Raw genomic sequence first — 18,940 nt, 5'->3', positions numbered from 1 at the left:
CCGTGGGCGCCGTTTTTTATTATGCCGCCTGGTACAGAGATGCCGGCAGGCCAAAGAAGGACGGCGGGCCCAGCGTCGTGCCGTCGAGCGAGCCGCCCGCGTTCAGGGCCTTGTTGATGGCCGCCAGCAGGGAGCTGCGGTCGGCCAGGTTTTGTATCAGCGCGCGCGGGCCGTTGTGGAAGGTATGCTGGGCGATGTCCGCGGCGACGACAAAGATCGGCTCGCGGCGCAGGGGGAACTCCACCCATTCCTCGTCCTCGTCCTGGGCGCAGAAGGTGTCGGGCAAGGTCATGTTTTCGGCGCCGGGAAGGTGCGACGCCAGCACCAGGCCGAAGGCTTCCGGTACCACGTCAGCCAGGCGGCGCACGGTGAGCTCGTCCTGCACCAGGGCACGGACTTGCGCTTCCACCGCGTCGTCGGCGTCGGGCTGGGCGCCGAGGATTTTCACGGCCTGATAGATCAGGTCGGGCGAGAGTGCTTCCATCACATCATCTCCAGGATCATGGCGACGATTTCGTCGCCGTACGAGGCCAGTTTTTTCTCGCCCACGCCGCTCACGCCGCGCATCTGTTCCAGCGAGGTGGGCTTGGCCTTGGCGATTTCGCGCAGGGTGGCGTCGACAAAAATGACGTAGGCGGGCACGTTGTGCGTGCGCGCCGTCTCCACGCGCCACCAGCGCAGCTTGTCGAAGATCGCCTGCTCGCTGGTCGACAGATCCGTCTCGACATAGCCTTTCGCCACGCTGGTGCTGCGCTTGCTGGTTTTCACCGGTTTCTGGTACTGGCGCAGCTGCACCTTCTGGCCGCCCTTGAGCACGGGGCGCGAGGCGTCCGTCAGTTTCAGCGAACTGTATTGTTCATGGTCGACCGAGACGAGGCCCAGCGCGATGGCCTGGCGCAGGATCGCTTTCCATTCCGCTTCGCCCAGGTCCGAGCCGATGCCAAACACCGACAGCGAATCGTGGTGCCAGGTCTTGATGCGTTCCGATTCCACGCCGCGCAGCACGTCGATCACGTGGCCGCCGGCGAAGCGCTGGTCGACGCGGTAGATGGCCGACAGCAGTTTTTGCACGGGCACCGTGCCGTCGAAGGATACGGGTGGCACCAGACACGTGTCGCAATTGCCGCACGGCGAAGCCGGTTCGCCGAAGTATTCGAGCAAGCGCATGCGGCGGCAGCTGAGCGTTTCACACAGGCCCAGCATGGCGTCGAGTTTCACGCCCAGCACGCGCTTGAAGGTGTCGTCCGCTTCCGATTCGTCGATCATGCGCCGCTGCAGCACCACGTCCTGCAAGCCGTACGCCATCCAGGCGTTGGCGGCCATGCCGTCGCGGCCCGCGCGTCCCGTTTCCTGGTAATAGCCCTCGATGCTTTTCGGCAGATCCAGATGCGCCACGAAGCGCACGTCGGGCTTGTCGATGCCCATGCCGAAGGCGATGGTGGCGACCATGACGATGTTTTCTTCGCGCAGGAAGCGCGCCTGGTTGGCGCTGCGCTTGGCGTACTCCATGCCGGCGTGATAGGGCAGGGCGCGGATGCCGCTCTGGTTCAGAAATTCCGCCGTCTCTTCGACCTTCTTGCGCGACAGGCAGTAAACGATGCCGCAGTCGCCCGCGTGTTCCGTGTTGATGAAGTCGAGCAGCTGCTTGCGGCCATTCGCCTTTTCCACGATCTGGTAGCGGATGTTCGGGCGGTCGAAGGACGAGACGAACTGGCGCGCGTCTTCCAGCTGCAGACGCAGGGCGATTTCGGCGCGCGTCTGCGGGTCGGCCGTGGCGGTCAGCGCGATGCGCGGCACGTCCGGGAACTGCTCGTGCAGCACCGACAGCTTGATGTATTCGGGACGGAAGTCATGGCCCCACTGGGCCACGCAGTGCGCCTCGTCGATGGCGAACAGCGAGATCTTCGATGCCTGGAACAGGTCCAGGCAACGCTGCGTCATCAGGCGCTCGGGCGCCACGTAGACGACATCGATGCCGCCCGTGCGCACCAGGCGCTCGATGCGGCTCGCTTCTTCGTAGGTTTGCGTGGAATTGAGGAAGGCGGCGCGCACGCCGACTTCGGCCAAAGCGTCCACCTGGTCCTGCATCAGCGCGATCAGCGGCGAGACGACGACGCCTACGCCATCGCGCAGCAGCGCGGGAATCTGGTAGCACAGCGACTTGCCGCCGCCCGTGGGCATCAGCACCAGCGCATCGCCGCCATGGCTGACGTGGTCGACGATATCGGCTTGCTGGCCGCGGAAGGCCGGATAGCCGAAAACGGTTTGCAGCAGGTGCAGCGCGCGCTGCTCAAGATCTTGATTCATAGTGCCTTATTCTGCCCAAACAACCCAGCCGTAGTGGGCGCTGGCCAGGACCAGCAAGCCGAACACAATGCGGTACCAGGCAAAAAACGTGAAGTCGTGCGAGCTGATGTAACGCAGCAGCCAGCGCACGCACAGGAAGGCGGAGATGAAGGCGGCCACGGTGCCCAGGCCGAACAGGGGCACGTCGGTGGCCGACAGGATGTCGCGCGCTTTGTACAGAGAATAGGCGGTGGCGGCCAGCAACGTCGGGATGGCCAGGAAGAACGAGAATTCGGTAGCCGTCTTGCGCGACAGGCCCAGCAGCATGCCGCCGATGATGGTCGAGCCGGAACGGCTGGTGCCGGGAATCAGTGCAAACGCCTGCGCGCAGCCCACTTTCAAGGCGTCGAGCGGCGTCATTTCATCGACCGAGTTGACGCGTACGGTGACGGGATTGATGCGCGCGCGGCGCTCCACCAGCAGGATGATGATGCCGCCGATGATGAAGGCCATGGCCACGGGCACGGGCTTGAACAGTGCATGCTTGATCATCTTGCCAATCGCCAGTCCGATCCCGGCAAGCGGGATGAAGGCGATGGCCACGTTCAGCACGAACTTGCGCGATTTGACCTCGGTGCTGAAGGTGGACAGCACACTGCCGATGCGCTGGCGGTATTCCCAGCACACGGCCAGGATGGCGCCGGCCTGGATGGCGATTTCGAAGACATCCATGACTTCTTTCGAGACATCCTTGGTAAAGTCGAGCAGGCTGCCGGCCAGGATCAGATGTCCCGTGGACGAAATCGGCAAGAATTCGGTAAAACCTTCGACCAGCCCCATGATGATGGCTTTTAACGCAAGAATGAGATCCATAGATGTATAAAAGAGTATAAGTACGGGTATAAGTGGCAGGATGGGGTGAGCGCGTGGCGCCAGCAAGGTGCGCGGGGTCGAAGCTTACCACGACAGAGCCTTGCCGACCTTATTTGGGCGCTGTCGGACGGTGCTTTTTTAGCGCCGACCGACAGGCGGAGGGGACGATCAGGAAGCCTGTTTTGCCGGCGCCACCAGGCGCGCGCTGGCCGCCACCAGCAGCAGGGCGGCGCCCAGCATGGCGAAGGCGATATTGAGGCTGGTGGCGTGGGCGATGAAACCGATCACGGCCGGGCCGGCCAGGATGCCTGCATAGCCGATGGTGGTGATGGCCGCCACGGCAAGGCTGGCCGGCATGGCGCGCTGGTTGCCCGCCGCCGTAAACAGGATGGGCACGATGTTCGCCGCACCCAGGCCGATCAGCACGAAGCCTGCCATGGCCAGGCTCGCATGCGGCGCCAATACGGCCAGGAAAAAGCCGCTGGCCGCGCACAAGCCTCCGAAAGTAAGCACGCGCTTGCCGCCAAAGCGGCTGACCACCTTGTCGCCCGTGAAGCGGCCCAGCGTCATGGCGATGGCGAAGGCGGCATAGCCGAGGCCGCCCTTGGCTTCTGCCACGCCGCGCGTGGTGGTGAGGAACAGGGCGCTCCAGTCGAGGATGGCGCCTTCGGCCAGGAAGACGATAAAGCACAGCAAGCCGATGAAAATGACGGCGCCATGCGGCATGACGAACAGCGGCGTCTTTTCGCCGGTTGCGGACGCGGTCGGCAGCAGATGGCCTTGCGCCGCGCCCAGCACGCCGCACAGCAGCAGCATCACCACCACGCAGGACCAGGCCGGCGTCAGGCCCAGCCACAGCAGCAGGGCCATGCAGGCTGCACCGGCAAAGCCGCCCACGCTGAACAAGGCATGAAAGCCTGACATCATGGCGCCGCCGTTGGCCTTTTCGATGATCACGGCCTGGATGTTGATGGCCACGTCAAACGTGCCCATGGCCGCGCCGAACACCAGCAGCACCAGGCCCAGTTGCAGCGGCGTGGCGGCCAGCGCCAGGCCGGGCAGGATGGCGGTCAGCAGCAGGCCGGCGCAGACGATGACCTTGCGGCAGCCGAAGCGTGCCGTGAGCATGCCCGTAAACGGCATCGCGCACAGCGAACCGGCGCCCAGGCACAACAGCAAAATGCCGAGCGTGGCTTCATCGAGGCCCAGGCGCGACTTGGCGTAGGGAACCAGCGGGGCCCAGGCGGCCATGCCGAGGCCGGCGGCAAAAAAGACCAGGCGCGTGGCGCGTTGTTGCAGGGTACCGGTGAGATGCATGGGAGAGCTTTTCCAGAGTCGGGGTGGATAAAATCAGACGCGGGCGCGCAACACTTGCACGCCCAGCCGTTGAAAGGCGGCCACATGGGCCGCGTCGGCATCGGCTTCCAGCACCAGGTGCTGCAGCAAGCCCGTGGCCAGCACGCCGAAAGGCGCGGCCGTGCCCAGCTTGTCGCTGGTGACGGCGACGACGACGGCCTTGCTGGCGCCGGCGATGCTGCGCTTGAATTCGGCCTCGTCATAGTTGAATGCCGTCACGCCCGCGTCCGCGTCGGCGCCGCAAGCACCGAGGAAACACAGGTCGGGATGCATGCGCTCGACCGTGCGCAGCGCCTGCGGTCCCAGGCTGGCGCCCGCGCGGCGGTCGACCCTGCCGCCAGCCATGATCAGCTCGATTTCCGGGCGTTCCATCAGGGCCATGGCAATGGCTGGCGCGTTGGTGATGACAGTGAGCGTTAACTCCGGCAAGGCGCTGGCGATGGCCAGGTTGGTCGAGCCCGCATCAAAAAACAGCACCTGGCCGGCGCGCACGAGCGACACGGCCGCCTGCGCCAGGCGCGCCTTGCGCTCGGGCGCTTCCTGCTTGCGCTGCATCAAGGTGCCGCCGTCGGGCGCCAGCGGCAGGGCACCGCCATACACGCGCTGGCACAGGCCGGCCGCCGCCATCTCGCGCAGGTCGCGCCGTATCGTATCTTCAGAGACATCGAGCTGGCGCGCCAGGTCCAGCGCCAGCACGCGGCCGTCGGCGTGCAATTGTTGCTGGATCAGCGCGTGGCGTTGTTTGAGGAGCAGGGTGGCGGACATGGGTCTATTTCTAAAACGTGCAGGAATGCGCATAAATATACGCAAACGTGCAAACCGAGTCAAGGTGACTTTTGTGCGCGTGCTGGTATTGCCGTAGGGATATGAAGTGCGTACAGTTGGGGAAAATGGAACAAACAAAGGAAACCATGTTCTCCAGTAAATCGTTAATGGCAACCTTGCTGGGCCGCGTGATGCGCCGCAGTGGGTGGGGTGTCCTGGGCATGCTGATCGTTTTTAATGCACTGCATTGGAAGCGCCACGGCACGCTGGACTGGAGCGATGCGCGTGCGTCCCTGCTCGCGCTGCTGGCCTATCTGGTGGTTTTTTTGCTGATGGAATACAAGCGCCTGCGTGACGAAGAGCGGGCCTTGGTGCGGACAAACGCCGCGGACTAAAGCACTGCTGGTGTTCAGGGTGCCGTCAGCCGTTCCAGCTCGTCCAGCCAGTGGATGGCATGTTCGCGGCTATCGCCGCACATGTCGGCCGATGGCTGCAAGCCGCCGCAAAACGCGGGCCGCTGCGGCTGGCCAAAGATCTTGCAGCGGTTGTCATCGGCCAGTTGCACGCAGCGCACGCCCGCAGGTTTTCCATCCGGCATGCCGGGAATCGGGCTGGTGATGGACGGTGCGGTGCAGCAGGCGCCGCAGGATGGGCGGCATGCCAGGGAAACGGCGGGGGACGGCATGGCGATGAGTGAAAAGGGACAGGGGCCGACAGTATAGCAAGCCGGCCCACGCGCTTCGCCAGAGCGCGATTAGCGCACCACGCTGACGCTCGTGCCGGACAGGGTGCGGCGGGCCGGATCGCCATGCACGGTGATGCGGCCGGAACCGCTGGCGCGGGCGTTGACGTCATTCTGAACGGTGGCGTCGATGTCGCCGGAGCCACTGCTGGACAGTTGGGCCACGTCGCTGTTCAGCGACGCCAGGTTGAGATCGCCCGAACCGTTGACGCTGGCGTCCAGGCGCCGTACGCGGCCGCTGGCGCTGATGCTGCCCGAGCCGTTGACGGCCAGCTTGACCGTGTCGCCGTTTACCGGGCCCATATTGATGCGGCCGGAACCGTTCAGGACGGCCTCGCTATTGCCGCTGCTCAGCGCTGACGCGTTGATGCTGCCCGAGCCGTGGCTGGCCACTTTGAGGTGGCCGGCCTTGCCCGACAGATCGCTCTGCATTGAGCCGCGCTGCACCAGCTTCAGGTCTTCGCCATTGAAACCATTGACCACCAGGCGGCCGGTGCCGGAAATATTGATCTTGCTCAGTTGCGGCGTCGTGTAGATGACGTGGATGCCGTTGCTGCTGCGAATGTTCGCGTCGCTCCAGATGCGCAAGGTATTGCCGCTGACCTCGCTGTGGATCAGCGGCTGCAGGTTGCTGTCCGTTTCGATCACCAGCGATGGCGCGGGACCGACGCGTACGTCGATCTTGATGTGGATGCGCATCATGTTGTCGATATCGAGTCCGCTCAAGCTGCTGATCTGGCGCACCTCGCGGCTCACTTGCTCGTTGCCCTGGATGGCACCCGCGTCGGCATAGCGCACTTCGCCATCGTTGGGGTTGATGACGATGGCGCAACCGCCAAGGGCAACGGCACAGCACAGGGCCAGCAAGGTACGCATGGTGTTTCCTTTATCATTGTTTTAGTTCGGGACAAGAAAAAGCCGGCTACCGCGCCGCGGTTGCCGTGCTGTCGATAAGAAGATAGCAAGGTGACACGTTAGCTTGAAGGGAAATGCGACGAACTGCGTAAAACGCGGCGTGAACTGCATGTGCATGCACCTGACGCGGTGCCGTCCGGCTTAAAAGCTGAGCAGAAAACAGGCGCCGGCGCCGGCCGCGCGGGCATGCTCGTTGGCCGGCGCTGTGCGCTTGCGAACAGCCGCTGTCCGGAAATGGACACTGCGGGACACTGGGGCACACGGCGCCGCGCCGCCCGGCTTGGCGAACGGTCGCGTGGCGCATGTCCGCGAGGCGCTTGCCGCTGGCACGCTGCTTGCTGATAGGTGGCGAATACCTGTGCGAAAGACGTGAAAATACATATGCGTTCTCCCCCATCTGCCATGCCCCATTTGCCGCCCAGCGGCGCCGCCATGGATACGCGCGTGCCGCGCAGCCGGCGCAAACTTGTCGTTGCCGGCCTGGCGGGCATGCTGTTGCTGGCCGCGCTGGCCGCGGCCGGCTGGTGGGCGATGCCGCGCGGCTTGCAGGTGCCTGTCGCCGAACTGCGCATCGGTACCGCCACTCGCGGTATTTTTCTCGATGAAGTGGTGGTGCGCGCCAGCGCCGAGCCGCTGCATTCCGTGCTCCTCGATTCGGTCGAGTCGGGCCGCATCGAAGAGGTGCTTGCCAGTGATGGCGCACTGGTGAGCAAGGGACAGCTGCTGTTCCGCATCTCCAATCCGCAGCGTAACCTGGAACTGCTGGCCCGCAAGGCCGAACATGCGCAGCAGATTTTCAACTTGTCCAATTTGCGCGTGGCGCAGCAGGCCAGCGCCAGCGAGCACCAGCGCCGCCTGGATGACCTGGCGTTCGCGCTGCAGCAGGGTGGCAAGCAGCATGCGCGCAATGTCAGGCTGGCGGCGCGGGGCTTCATTTCCAGCGTGGCGCTGGAGGAGTCGGCCGACACGCTGCTGCAGCAGCAGCGCGCGCTGGCGCAGGAACAGCAGGCGGCGCAGGCGGAGTCGATGGTGCGCCGCGATGCGGCCAGCCAGCTTGGCGCGTCCATCGCCGGCCTCAGTTCCGGCTTGCTGCTGGTCGGCGCCACGGTCGACGCCCTGGCCGTGCGCGCGCCGTCCGCCGGCCGGCTGACGGACTTCCGGCTGCAGGTGGGCGAGTCTATCGCGACGGGCAAGAATGTGGGCCGCATCGACGACCCTGTGCGCTACAAGCTGTCGGCCAGGGTGGACGAGTTTTACCTGAACCGCATGGCGGCCGGGCGGCAAGCCAGCATCGTCCAGGCTGGGCAACATTACGCGCTGCGCGTGCAGACGATTTATCCGCAGATCAAGGAGGGCCGCTTCACGGTGGAACTGGTGTTTACGCATGGCCAGCCGCCCGTGCTCAATCCTGGGCAAAGCCTCGATGCGCAGATTACCCTGGGCGAGCCGGCCGCCGCGCTGCTGCTGCCGAACGGCGCCTTCATCAACGACAGCGGCGGCGCCTGGGTCTACGTGCTCGATGCGTCCGGCGGCCAGGCGCAGCGGCGCGCCGTGCGCATCGGCCGGCGCAACAACAGCCAGCTCGAAGTGCTGCAAGGGCTGCAGGCAGGTGAGCGCGTGATCCTGTCGGCCTATGCGGCGTATGGAAATTCCCCCAGATTGCAGATCAGCCGGTAAATTCCCCTCATTGTCCATAAAGGTAGCACCCATGCTCAAACTAGTTGGCGTCAGCAAGCTGCATCAGTCAGGCGATATCCAGACCCCGGCCCTGGAATTGCTCGATATTCCCAGTCATGGCGAATACGGCTTCGAGGGCCAGAACGTGGCCGTCTTGCTGGCCGATGAACCGACGGGCAACCTCGATACGGCGCACACGATGGTGGTGATGGTGACGCACTCGCCCGACCATGCGGCGCAGGCATCGCGCACGCTGCATCTGCTGGATGGCCGCGTCATGGTCGACGCCTTGCAAGCCGCATGAAGGCGGCCGATTTTCGCATTGGCTGGCGCCTGCTGGCGCAGCAGCGGGGCGCCTCGGCGGCCGTCATCCTGGGGCTGGCGGTGGGTTTCGCTGCCTGCTTCTTGCTACTGGGCTTTGTCGGCTACAGCCTGGGTTACGATAGCCAGGTGCCGCAGCGCGAGCGCGTGCTGCTGGTCAAGCAGCGCATCAATCTGTTCATCCGCCCCGAGTGGCAGAACTTTGCCTATCTGTCGCTGCGCGACGTGGCGCAGCGCAGCGGCGCGGTCGGCATGGCGAGCATCGTCAAGCAACTGGATTTGCCGGTGCAGCGCGGCGAGCGCCCGTATGCGCTGAACGTGCAAGCGGTCGATGCGGATTTTGCCAGTCTGTTCGGCGTCACGGCGCTGCAGGGCGATCTGCGGTCGGCGCTGGCGCAGCCCGATGCCGTGGCGCTGACGCAGACGGCGGCGCGCAAGCTGTTTACCGACGCATCCGCGCTGGGCCAGCTGCTGCAGATCGGCGGCGTCACGCTGAAGGTGCGCGCCATCCTGCCGGACCATCAGCGCAATACCAGCGTGCCGTATGAAGTACTGGTGGGTACGCTCAGCAGTGCCTGGCCGGCGGCGCAGCGCGAGGCTGCTTTTGCCGGCACGGGGCGCGGCGCCATCTACCTGCAGCTGCGCCCCGGCGCAGACCCCGGCGCGCTGGCGGCGCTGCTGCAGCAGGCGCTCAACGACTCGCCGCAAGACCGGCAGGTGCGCGGGGCATCCATGGGCCGCGCGCTTGCGGGGCGCAACGTCACCGACATCGCGCTGCTGCCGCTGGCGCAGGCTTATTTCGATGCGGACCTGTACCACAGCCGCGCTGTGGCGCGCCACGGGCAGCGCGCCAGCGTGGCGGGACTGGCCGTGCTGGCGCTGCTGATACTGGCCCTGGCCGTCATCAATTACGTGAATCTGGCCACCGTGCGCACCTTGCGCCGCCAGCGCGAAATTGGCGTGCGCAAGCTGCTCGGCGCCGGTGCGGCGCGCCTGGTGCAGCAGTTCCTGGCCGAGTCGGTGCTGACGGCGTTGCTGGCCGCCGCCGCGGGCTTGCTGCTGGCCTGGCTGGCGCTGCCGCTCTTCGCCGAGCTGGTACAGCGGCCGCTGGACGACATGTTCACCGCCTGGCGCTGCGCCGGCGCCTTGCTGTTTGGCGTGCTCACGGGCTTGTGTGCTGGCGCCTATCCCGCCTGGTGCGCGCTGCACGTGTGGCCCGGTCCCGCGCTGGCGGGCCGCGGCAACAGCGAAACAGCGACTGGCCTGTGGCTGCGCCGCGTGCTGACGGTATTGCAGTTCGGCGCCGCCATGGAGCTGTGCGCCGCGACCCTGGCGGTCGGCTGGCAATCCTGGTATGGCAGCCACGCCTCGCCGGGTTTCACGCCGGATGGCTTGCTGGTGCTGGATTTGCCGCCCGGGAGCGAAGACAGCCCGCAGGCGCGCGCCTTCGAAGAGGCGCTGGCGCGTCTGCCCGGCATCGACGGCGTGGCGGGCATCGCGGAAGCGGTCGGGCGCGATGGCAGCAAGGTCGTTGGCAGCGTCAGGACGCGCGACGGGCGCGACGTGCGCCTGGAATACAAACCCATGACGCCAAGCTGGTTTGCGCTGCACCGCATCGTGCCCTTGCACGGGCGCTTGTTCGATGCGGCGCAGGACCGGATCGGCAGCCAGGTGGTGGTACTCAATGCGGCGGCGGCGCTGGCGCTGGGCTATCCCACGCCGCAGGCCGCCGTGGGACAGGCGATGCCGGCCGGGCAGGTGATTATCGGCATTGCGCCGCCGATCCGTTTCCAGGACATGCGCCAGGCGGCCCAGCCGATGCTGTTCGATTTGCGCCACGGCGGCGCACTGTCCCTGCGCAGCAATGAGGATGTGGCAGCGGCCCATGCGCGCATCGAGCCGCTGTGGCGGCGCTATTTTCCGCAGCGGATGCTGGAACTGCGCACGGCGCAAAGCCTGTTGGTGCAGATGTATGCCGAGGATCTGCGTCTGGCGCGCATGCTCGGCCTGGCCAGCCTGATCGCCCTGCTGCTCGCCGCCTTCGGCATCTACGTGCTGTCGGCCTACAGCGTGCAGCGCCGCAGCCGCGAAATTGTGCTGCGCAAGTTGCATGGCGCGGGCCGCGCCGCCATCGCCCGCCTGGTGGGGCGCGAGTTCATGCTGCTGCTGGCTGCCGGTGCCGTACTGGGCCTGCCGCTGGCGGCCCTGGGCATCGCGCGCTACCTGGCCGGCTTTGTCGAACGCGCGCCGGTGGGCGCCTGGCCGCTGGCGGCGGCATTGCTGCTGGCCATGCTGGTGGCGTTACTGGCCACCGTGCGGCACACCTGGTCGGCCATGCGCATGGCGCCGGCGCAAGCCTTGCGCGATTGAGGCGGGCTGGCGGCATGGCGTCAGCCTTCGGCGCTCCCGGCCGATGGGCGCCTTGCCACAGCGACGCGTTACAATGGCGAGCGTGCACGTCAGCCAGCAGGATGGGCCTGGCGGCGGCCCGCGCTTGACCTCGGCGGTAGACAGGACTACTATTAATGACTCAAAAGTAAGTTACTTGGAAAGATACATGCAAGCCCCGATTGATACCAAGCCCCGCTGGGAGCGGCGCAAGGATGCCCGTCCGCAGGAATTGCTCGCCGCCGCCCTCGACCTGTTTGTCGAACGGGGCTTCGCATCGACGCGTCTGGAGGATGTGGCCAAGCGGGCAGGCGTGTCGAAAGGCACTTTGTACCTGTACTTTGAGAATAAACAAGAGCTGTTCAAGGCCGTGGTGCGCGACAATATCGTGCAATCGATCGGCGAGGCGGAAGACAGCATGGCCGCCTCGGACAGCAGCAGCGCCGAGTTGTTGCGCAAGGTGATGATGCAGTGGTGGGAAGAGTTCGGCGCCACGAAACTGGCCGGCTTGACCAAGCTGATGCTGGCCGAAGCGAACAATTTCCCGGAACTGGCGCAGTTTTACAACGAAGAAGTCGTCACGCGCGGCAATGCGCTGATCGTCAGCCTGCTGGAACGGGGCATGCAGCGTGGCGAATTCCGCCAGGTTGATCCCGTTCTGGTCAGCACCATCCTCAGCGCGCCCGTCACCATGCTGATGATGTGGACGCACTCCTTTTTGCCATGCGAGGTCAAGAATATCGATCCGCTCGCCTACATGGATGCGTTTATCGACATGAGCTTGCGCAGCCTGCAGGTGGAGGCGCCCGGGAAAAGCTGATGCGCCGGGCCTGGCTATAACCGTTCAGTTGCCCCTTTTCCAAGGTTCGCCCCCCCAAATCTGCAGATCGTCGCAAATTTCCTCCATTCCCCGCCTTTATGGTTAACATGTGCTTTCAGCCAGTTCAACGATAAAATGGCGGATTATTACTTCACTTACCGAGTCCAAAGATGAATATCGAACAAGCCCGCTTCAATATGATCGAACAGCAGATCCGTCCATGGGACGTACTGGATATCGACGTGCTGGAGCTGTTGAACGTGGTCAAGCGTGAAGATTTCGTGCCGGTCGCCTATAAAAACCTGGCCTTCGTCGATACCGAAATTCCACTGGGCGGCGGCGAATGCATGTTGACGCCGAAGCTGGAAGCGCGCATTTTGCAAGACGTAGCCGTCAAAAAGCATGAAAATGTGCTGGAGATCGGCACCGGCAGCGGCTACATGGCCGCTTTGCTGGCGCACAAGGCACGCCATGTGACGAGCGTGGAAATCGTTCCCCAATTGAAAACCCTGGCCGAGCAGAACCTGGCCGCCAACGGCGTGACGAACGTCACCGTGGAACTGGGCGACGGCGCCCAGGGCTGGAGCAAGGGCGCACCGTACGACGTGATCGTCGTGTCCGGCGCCCTGGCCGTGTTGCCGGAAGCGCTGTTGCAACAAGTCAAAGTCGGTGGCCGCATCCTGGCCATCATCGGCGAAGCGCCGATCATGTCGGCGCACCTGATCACGCGCAGCTCGGACAAGGCTTATGACACGCGCAAGCTGTTTGAAACCAATGTCACGCCGCTGCAAGCCGTTGCACCGTCGCATTTCCAGTTCTGAGGCGACCGATTCGATGGAGCATTTGAGTGCACCGCAGCTGGCCGCCTGGCTGGCTGACCCTTCCCGCCCGCGTCCGCTGTTGCTGGACGTGCGGGAACAGTGGGAGTTCGACTTGTGCCACCTCGATGGTGCCACGCTGATGCAGATGAATTCGATTCCTGCGCGCATCGATGACCTCGATGAAGATGCCGAGATCGTCTGTATCTGCCATCACGGCATGCGCAGCATGCAGGTGGCGGCCTTCCTGGAACGCAATGGTTTTGGCAAGATCAGTAATTTGACGGGCGGCGTGCATGCCTGGGCGCAGCAAGTCGACGGCGCGATGCCTACATACTAAGTTATTTTGCAGTAGATGCACCCAGGCATGTTTTCCCGCATGCCTGCGGAGGCCTGTACCCGCTGATCCGGCGGGCGCAAGGCAAGCGGTAGCAGATTTTTGATTCCATCAACTTTTGACGACTCCAACGGAGAAATGCAATGCGGAAACCCCTTATCGCCGTGCTGATGACCAGCGCCTTTGTCTCGATGACATGCTCGTTGCAAGCACAGGCGGCCGATCTCATCCAGGTGTACCAGCAGGCGCTGGCCAATGACGCGCAGTATGCGAGCGCGCGCGCGGCCCTGTCGGCCGGGATGGAGCGGGTTCCGCAGGGGATGGCAGGCTTGCTGCCGCAAATCTCTGCGTCGGGCAGCAATACGCGTGGCAATCAGGAACAGATCAGCCAGAACAATGGCGGCAACAAGATCACCTCGCCGTCCGTCAACGTGCGCACGAACAGCTACAACCTGACTCTGGCGCAGCCGCTGTTCCGCTGGGACCGTTGGGAAACCTATCAGCAAAGCAAGCTGGCGCAAGCGATTGCGGAAGCGCAATTTGCACAGGTGCAGCAAGACCTGATCACGCGCGTGGCGCAGGCGTATTTCGACGTGCTCAGCGCGCAGGACAACCTGGGCGCGACGCAGGCGCAAAAGGTCGCCACGACGGAGCAACTGGCATCGGCCAAGCGCAACTTCGAAGTGGGCACGCAAACGATTACCGACACGCACGAAGCGCAAGCGGCGTACGACCTGGTGGTGGCGCAGGAATTTGCCGCCATCAATGACCTGGCCAACAAGCGCAGCGCCTTGCAAACCATCATCGGCGAAGCGCCAACGAGCCTGGCGCCGATGCGCACGGGCGTGGTCATCAGCGCGCCGGAACCGGCCGCGGTCGAGCCATGGGTGTCGTCTGCCGAAGAGCAGAACTACGGCGTCGTCACGGCCCAGTTCAACGTGGAATCGGCCAAGCGTGACATCGGCCGCAACCGCGCCGGCCACTATCCAACCCTGGACCTGATCGCCAACACGGGCCATAGCTACACCTCGGGTGGCGGCAATGGCAACGGCAACAACAACAACGCCATCGGCGTGCAGTGGAGCATCCCGATTTTCAGCGGTTTTGCCGTCACCAGCAAGGTGCGCGAATCGATCGCGCTGGAAAACAAGGCCCGCAACGACCTGGAAACGGCGCGCCGCACGGCCTCGCAAGGCGCGCGCCAGGCTTTCCTCGGCGTCAACAGCGGCCTGGCGCAAGTCAAGGCGCTGGAAGCGGCGGAAGTGTCGAGCAAGTCGGCGCTGGAGTCGAACCAGCTCGGCTATCAAGTGGGCGTGCGCATCAATATTGACGTATTGAATGCACAGAAACAATTGTTCTCGACGCAAAAAGATCTGTCGAAGGCGCGCTACGACACCATCATGAACGGCTTGCGCCTGAAGGCGGCGGCCGGCACCCTGAAGGAAACGGACTTGATGCCCGTCAACGCCTTGCTCGACAAGTAAGCGGGATCTTGCTCTGAATGAAAACCAGCACCGGCAACGGCGCTGGTTTTTTTTTCGTCTTGACGTGTTTTCACACGGTGCGGCTGTTGGCTATTTGTGTGAGGATCACGCCGGCCACCACCAGGCCCGCGCCGGCCCAATGCAGCGGAGAAATATGTTTGACGGCAAAGCCCAGCAAGCCGTAGCGGTCGATGGCCAGTGCGGCCAGCATTTGTCCGCCGATGACGGCCGCCATGAAGGGACCGGAGCCCATGCGCGGCGCCAGCATCAGCGCGGCCGTAATATAAAACACGCCGGCCGCGCCGCCCAGCCAGGACCAGCCCGGTCCGCGCATGGCGAGGCCGACATCGGGCGCCGGCACTCGCCAGAGCAGCATCACCAGCAAGGCGAGCACGGCGCTGACGGCCAGCGAGGCGAGGGTGGCCCACAGCGGGTGGCCCAGGTTGCGGCCCAGTGCGGCATTCGCGCCCGCCTGGAAGGGGACGACGGCGCCGGCCAGCATGGCCAGCGGGGCAAATACGGTAATCCATGCATGCATCGGTGACTCCCACAGTTGAGTTGATGGGACCATCGTATTATGCTGTCATGATTAAATCCAATTCGTACTTTGTCAGTCAATCATGCACCAAATGAATAATCTGCGCGCCGTCGATTTGAACTTGCTGGTGATCCTGGACGCGCTGCTCAGCGAGCGCCATTTGTCGCGCGCGGCCGAACGCTTGCACATGAGCCAGCCTGCCGTCAGCCATGCGCTGGCCCGCTTGCGCCACTTGCTCGGCGACCCGCTGCTGCTGCGCGGCAAGGGCGGCTTCCAGCCAACGGCGCGCGCACTGGAACTGGCGCGGCCGCTGGCCGAAGCACTGCAAAGCGTGCGTTCCGTGCTCGGCGGCGCCGTCTTCGAGGCAGCCACGGCGCAGCGCATGTTTCGTCTGGCCATGTCGGATTACGGCGCGGCCTTGCTCTTGCCGCGCTTGTTGCGCCGCTTGCGCGTGGAAGCGCCCGGCATCGACCTGGCCATCAGCTACGCCAGCCGCCAAGCCGTGGTGGCCGGCGTGCAGGATGGCGAGATCGACCTGGCGCTGGGCGTGTTCCCGCAACTGCCCGAGCAGTTACATCGAGAAACCCTGTTCGAGGAAACGTTCGTGTGCGCGCTCGATCCGGCCAGCCTGGCGGACGGTGAAACGTTGAGCCTGGAAACCTATCTGGCGCGCCCCCATGTGCTGGTGGCATCCAGCGAAGGCGGCATGGCGGCCGAAGTCGATGCGGCGCTGGCTCAGCTGGGCCAGGCGCGCCGCATCGCCGTGCGCGTGCCGTACTGGACGGTCGCAGCGGATGTCGTGCTGGGGACGGACTTGATGTTGACGGTGGCGCGGCGCGCCTTGCGCGGCAGCGCGGCACAAGGGCTGGCGCTGTATGCTGCGCCGTTTGCCATCGCGCCGTTTGCGTTTGAAGCGATACGGCACCGCCGTACGGACGGCGATGCGGGCATCGCCTGGCTGCGCGCGGCCATTGCCCAGGCCGCCGAGCCAGGCTGAGCTATTACAAGCCGCCGCCCTGGCCGTCGAACTTGCGCTCGATCAATTCGATCTTGTAGCCGTCCGGATCGGTGATGAAGGCGATGACCGTGTTGCCGCCTTTCACGGGGCCCGGTTCGCGCGTGACGTTGCCGCCATTCGCGCGTGCCGCGTCGCAGGCGGCGACGATGTCGTCGGCCGAGATGGCGATGTGGCCATAGGCCGTGCCCAGCTCGTAGCTGGTGGTGCCATAGTTATACGTCAGTTCCAGTTCCGCGTGGTCGGGGTTCGAGCCATAGCCGACGAAGGCCAGCGTGTACTGGTATTCAGGATTGTCGCTGGTGCGCAGCAACTTCATGCCCAGGACCCTGGTGTAAAAATCGATGGAGCGCTGCAGGTCGCCGACCCGTAACATGGTGTGCAAAATACGCATCGTAAATCCTTGATGGTGATAGGGGAATGGCAGGATTTTATGCGGTTTATGGCTTTCTTGCCGAGACCGCCCCTGCCGCCCGGTGATGGAGCAGCAGCGGACGGCATGCCGGCATTACTCCAGACGGGCGTCCAGGGTAATTTCCGTGGCCAGCAACTTCGATACTGGACAGCCGAGCTTGGCGCGCAGTGCCGCATCCTGGAACGTTTCTTCGGTGGCGCCGGGAATGGTGGCCACCAGGGTCAGGTGGACGGCCGTGATGGCATAGCTGCCATCGATTTTTTCCAGGCTGACGTCGGCCGTGGTTTTCAGGGCTGTGGCGCGTAGGCCCGCCTCGCCCAGCTGGCCGGACAGGGCCATGGTGAAGCAGGCCGCATGCGCGGCGCCGATCAGCTCTTCCGGATTGCTGCCGGGACCGTCTTCAAAGCGCGTGTTGAAGCCGTATGCCACATTGTCGAGCGCACCGCTTTCGGTGGAAATAAATCCTTTGCCATCTTTAAGGCCGCCACTCCAGACGGCTGATCCTGTTTTTTTCATGATGTACTCCTTGCGTGGTTCGAGTGTCCATCATGCGCGAGCCTCCTTTGCCCTTCCGTTCGTTGCGCCACACAGGGGGCGCATGTGCGGCGCCAATGCCTACACGGCGCGGAGTCGGCAAAGTCGCGGGCCTGACAGTTCGACTCAGCGTGCCTTCTTTGGTTCCAGTTGCGTGTCGGGGCGGGCCTGTTGCGGCGCGGCCGGCTTGACCTTTTCCACGCCGGGCTGGGCGTGGCGGTCCGTGTCGACCAGGCCCTGTTCCAGGTCGCTGGCCGCCTGCTGCATGATTTTGCGCGGGCGCACGTTTTGCGCATCGGGCGATTCGTCGCGCTCGTGCGGCAGACGGTCGACGCCGTCATTCTTGACCTTTTCATCGGTATTGATCTTGCGTTCGCTATGCTGGGCAACCATATGGCCTCCTGACAGTAAAAATGATGTGAGGCCAGTGTCCCGCCGCCCTGGGCCGCGCGCAAGCGGATTTGCCCCTGCAGGGAGCGCTGGCGCACGCATGGACGATTCTTTTTCTGCGCTACACTGCATGCAACACCAAGAACGCCCCTTGCGGGTACACGGCAGCCGCACTATACTGTGCATATATACAGTACATGCGATGCCGGCGTGCGACGCGACAGCCTGGGGCGGTTTGCCACCGAATTCACTACCGAGACTCTTATGCCCGTCGATACACACGCCGAACAACGCGCCGAACAGCCAGCCGCGACCTTGCCAGCCCCGGGCGAGCGCTTCAACCTGGGCGCCAAGACCATCGCCCTCGTCGTGCGCCAGAATACGGATGGCATTGCCGAGCCCGTGAAAAGCATCGTCGATTTCCTGCAAGTGCTGGGCCACACGGTGGTCTTCGAGGCGGAAACGGCCGCGCACCTGAACCTGGCGTTTCCCGGCGTGCGCGCCATGTCGCCGGCCGAGATCGGCGCCGCCGCCGATTGCGCCATCGTCATGGGCGGTGACGGCACCATGCTGGGCATTGCGCGCCAGCTGGCGCCATTCGACGTGCCCTTGATCGGTATCAATCAGGGGCGTCTGGGCTTCATGACCGACATTCCGCTTGAGCGCATGCTGCCCGTGCTGGCGCAAATTCTTGGCGGCCGCTTCAAGGCCGAACGCCGCACCTTGCTCGAAGGCAGTGTGCTGCGCGACGGCGAGTCGATCCACGTGGGCATGGCCGTCAACGATGTCGTCGTTTCGCGCGGCGGCGGTGCCGGCATGGCCGAATTGCGCGTCGAGGTCGATGGCCACTTCATGTACAACCAGCGTTCCGATGGCCTGATCATTTCCACGCCCACGGGCTCGACCGCGTATTCGCTGTCGGCCGGCGGCCCGCTGCTGCACCCGACCCTGGGCGGCATCGTGCTCGTGCCGATTGCCCCGCATGCGCTGTCGAACCGGCCCATCGTCCTGCCCGACTCCAGCCAGATCGTCGTGGAAATCGTGCGCGGGCGCGATATCAGCGTCAATTTCGACATGCAGACCTTTGCCAGCCTGGTGCAGCAAGACCGCATCCTCATCCGCCGTTCGCCGCACACGATTACCTTCCTGCATCCGGAAGGGTGGAGTTACTACAACACCCTGCGTGAAAAACTGCACTGGAATGAGTACCCGTCTGGCGAGGGCAAGCTCAGCTAATTTTTTCTCCTCGCTAACCCGCGGTGCGCC

20 protein-coding genes and 1 pseudogene are annotated in these 18,940 nt (G+C 64.4%); 10 read left to right on the top strand and 11 right to left on the bottom strand.

The annotated features are described in order from the left end of the window. Window positions 1-19: 19 nt before the first annotated feature. From CLU91_RS14065 to CLU91_RS14045, 5 genes are all read right to left on the bottom strand, one after another. Entirely contained in the window at window positions 20-484 is a 465-nt protein-coding gene (locus tag CLU91_RS14065) for a hypothetical protein (protein WP_100874663.1), read from the bottom strand. Continuing rightward, window positions 484-2,307: a DNA helicase RecQ gene (recQ, locus tag CLU91_RS14060; RefSeq protein WP_100874662.1), complete on the bottom strand. Its 1,824-nt coding sequence runs from the start codon at window positions 2,305-2,307 to the stop codon at window positions 484-486. The genes CLU91_RS14065 and recQ overlap by 1 nt, the downstream gene beginning before the upstream one ends. Before the next feature lie 6 nt (window positions 2,308-2,313). Continuing rightward, window positions 2,314-3,159 carry an undecaprenyl-diphosphate phosphatase gene (locus CLU91_RS14055; protein WP_100874661.1) on the bottom strand — a complete coding sequence of 282 codons (846 nt, stop codon included), beginning with the start codon at window positions 3,157-3,159 and terminating at the stop codon, window positions 2,314-2,316. Between the two features lie 168 nt (window positions 3,160-3,327). After that, a complete protein-coding gene (locus CLU91_RS14050) occupies window positions 3,328-4,476 on the bottom strand; it encodes an MFS transporter (RefSeq protein ID WP_100874660.1) in 1,149 nt (382 codons plus the stop codon). A gap of 33 nt (window positions 4,477-4,509) precedes the next feature. Then, on the bottom strand, window positions 4,510-5,280 hold the full coding sequence (locus tag CLU91_RS14045; protein ID WP_100874659.1) for a DeoR/GlpR family DNA-binding transcription regulator: 771 nt from the start codon (window positions 5,278-5,280) through the stop codon (window positions 4,510-4,512). A gap of 146 nt (window positions 5,281-5,426) precedes the next feature. On the opposite strand from CLU91_RS14045, the gene CLU91_RS14040 reads away from it, so the two are divergent. After that, window positions 5,427-5,675 carry a hypothetical protein gene (locus CLU91_RS14040; RefSeq protein ID WP_157814695.1) on the top strand — a complete coding sequence of 83 codons (249 nt, stop codon included), beginning with the start codon at window positions 5,427-5,429 and terminating at the stop codon, window positions 5,673-5,675. Between the two features lie 14 nt (window positions 5,676-5,689). Here the strand turns inward: CLU91_RS14040 and CLU91_RS14035 are convergent, their stop codons facing one another. After that, window positions 5,690-5,965 (bottom strand): YkgJ family cysteine cluster protein, encoded by a 276-nt coding sequence (locus CLU91_RS14035; RefSeq protein WP_100874657.1) that lies wholly within the window; start codon window positions 5,963-5,965, stop codon window positions 5,690-5,692. Window positions 5,966-6,034: 69 nt separating this feature from the next. Beyond that, window positions 6,035-6,898, bottom strand: a complete 864-nt coding sequence (locus tag CLU91_RS14030) for a head GIN domain-containing protein (RefSeq protein WP_100874656.1) — start codon at window positions 6,896-6,898, stop codon at window positions 6,035-6,037. 420 nt (window positions 6,899-7,318) lie between these two features. Between CLU91_RS14030 and CLU91_RS14025 the strand changes: the two genes are divergently transcribed. The 7 genes and pseudogenes from CLU91_RS14025 (at window position 7,319) to CLU91_RS13995 (ending at window position 14,782) form a co-directional block, all read left to right on the top strand. Beyond that, a complete protein-coding gene (locus tag CLU91_RS14025) occupies window positions 7,319-8,614 on the top strand; it encodes an efflux RND transporter periplasmic adaptor subunit (RefSeq protein WP_232730746.1) in 1,296 nt (431 codons plus the stop codon). A 148-nt stretch (window positions 8,615-8,762) separates the two neighbouring features. Further along, window positions 8,763-8,918 (top strand): annotated as a pseudogene (locus tag CLU91_RS28825) (ABC transporter ATP-binding protein); the annotation flags it as partial. Next, window positions 8,915-11,305 carry an ABC transporter permease gene (locus CLU91_RS14015; RefSeq protein ID WP_100874654.1) on the top strand — a complete coding sequence of 797 codons (2,391 nt, stop codon included), beginning with the start codon at window positions 8,915-8,917 and terminating at the stop codon, window positions 11,303-11,305. The pseudogene CLU91_RS28825 and the gene CLU91_RS14015, both read left to right, overlap by 4 nt. Window positions 11,306-11,492: 187 nt before the next feature. Next, the gene (locus CLU91_RS14010; RefSeq protein ID WP_100874653.1) at window positions 11,493-12,143 is read left to right on the top strand and encodes a TetR/AcrR family transcriptional regulator; all 651 of its coding nucleotides are present in this window, start codon (window positions 11,493-11,495) and stop codon (window positions 12,141-12,143) included. Between the two features lie 170 nt (window positions 12,144-12,313). Then, a complete protein-coding gene (locus tag CLU91_RS14005) occupies window positions 12,314-12,964 on the top strand; it encodes a protein-L-isoaspartate O-methyltransferase family protein (protein WP_100874652.1) in 651 nt (216 codons plus the stop codon). Window positions 12,965-12,977: 13 nt separating this feature from the next. Continuing rightward, entirely contained in the window at window positions 12,978-13,301 is a 324-nt protein-coding gene (locus CLU91_RS14000; protein WP_100874651.1) for a rhodanese-like domain-containing protein, read from the top strand. 140 nt (window positions 13,302-13,441) lie between these two features. Beyond that, the gene (locus tag CLU91_RS13995) at window positions 13,442-14,782 is read left to right on the top strand and encodes a TolC family outer membrane protein (RefSeq protein ID WP_100874650.1); all 1,341 of its coding nucleotides are present in this window, start codon (window positions 13,442-13,444) and stop codon (window positions 14,780-14,782) included. A 70-nt stretch (window positions 14,783-14,852) separates the two neighbouring features. Here the strand turns inward: CLU91_RS13995 and CLU91_RS13990 are convergent, their stop codons facing one another. After that, window positions 14,853-15,320: a DMT family transporter gene (locus tag CLU91_RS13990; RefSeq protein ID WP_232730745.1), complete on the bottom strand. Its 468-nt coding sequence runs from the start codon at window positions 15,318-15,320 to the stop codon at window positions 14,853-14,855. A gap of 91 nt (window positions 15,321-15,411) precedes the next feature. On the opposite strand from CLU91_RS13990, the gene CLU91_RS13985 reads away from it, so the two are divergent. After that, window positions 15,412-16,317 carry a LysR substrate-binding domain-containing protein gene (locus tag CLU91_RS13985; RefSeq protein WP_100874648.1) on the top strand — a complete coding sequence of 302 codons (906 nt, stop codon included), beginning with the start codon at window positions 15,412-15,414 and terminating at the stop codon, window positions 16,315-16,317. Window positions 16,318-16,321: 4 nt separating this feature from the next. Here CLU91_RS13985 and gloA read toward each other — a convergent pair whose 3' ends face one another. The 3 genes from gloA to CLU91_RS13970 all read right to left on the bottom strand — a co-directional run bounded on the left by gloA (window position 16,322) and on the right by CLU91_RS13970 (window position 17,677). Then, window positions 16,322-16,729 (bottom strand): lactoylglutathione lyase, encoded by a 408-nt coding sequence (gene gloA, locus CLU91_RS13980; RefSeq protein ID WP_100874647.1) that lies wholly within the window; start codon window positions 16,727-16,729, stop codon window positions 16,322-16,324. 114 nt (window positions 16,730-16,843) lie between these two features. Then, window positions 16,844-17,266, bottom strand: a complete 423-nt coding sequence (locus tag CLU91_RS13975; RefSeq protein ID WP_100874646.1) for an OsmC family protein — start codon at window positions 17,264-17,266, stop codon at window positions 16,844-16,846. 144 nt (window positions 17,267-17,410) lie between these two features. Continuing rightward, window positions 17,411-17,677 carry a hypothetical protein gene (locus CLU91_RS13970; protein WP_100874645.1) on the bottom strand — a complete coding sequence of 89 codons (267 nt, stop codon included), beginning with the start codon at window positions 17,675-17,677 and terminating at the stop codon, window positions 17,411-17,413. 261 nt (window positions 17,678-17,938) lie between these two features. Here CLU91_RS13970 and CLU91_RS13965 point away from each other — a divergent pair, with 261 nt between their 5' ends. Beyond that, the gene (locus tag CLU91_RS13965) at window positions 17,939-18,910 is read left to right on the top strand and encodes an NAD kinase (RefSeq protein ID WP_232730743.1); all 972 of its coding nucleotides are present in this window, start codon (window positions 17,939-17,941) and stop codon (window positions 18,908-18,910) included. Window positions 18,911-18,940: the final 30 nt, after the last annotated feature.

It is taken from the genome of Janthinobacterium sp. 64, from assembly GCF_002813325.1.
Taxonomy (GTDB): domain Bacteria; phylum Pseudomonadota; class Gammaproteobacteria; order Burkholderiales; family Burkholderiaceae_D; genus Janthinobacterium.
The sequence above is the reverse complement of the archived record's forward strand: the minus strand, read 5'-3'. Positions and strand labels throughout refer to the sequence as shown.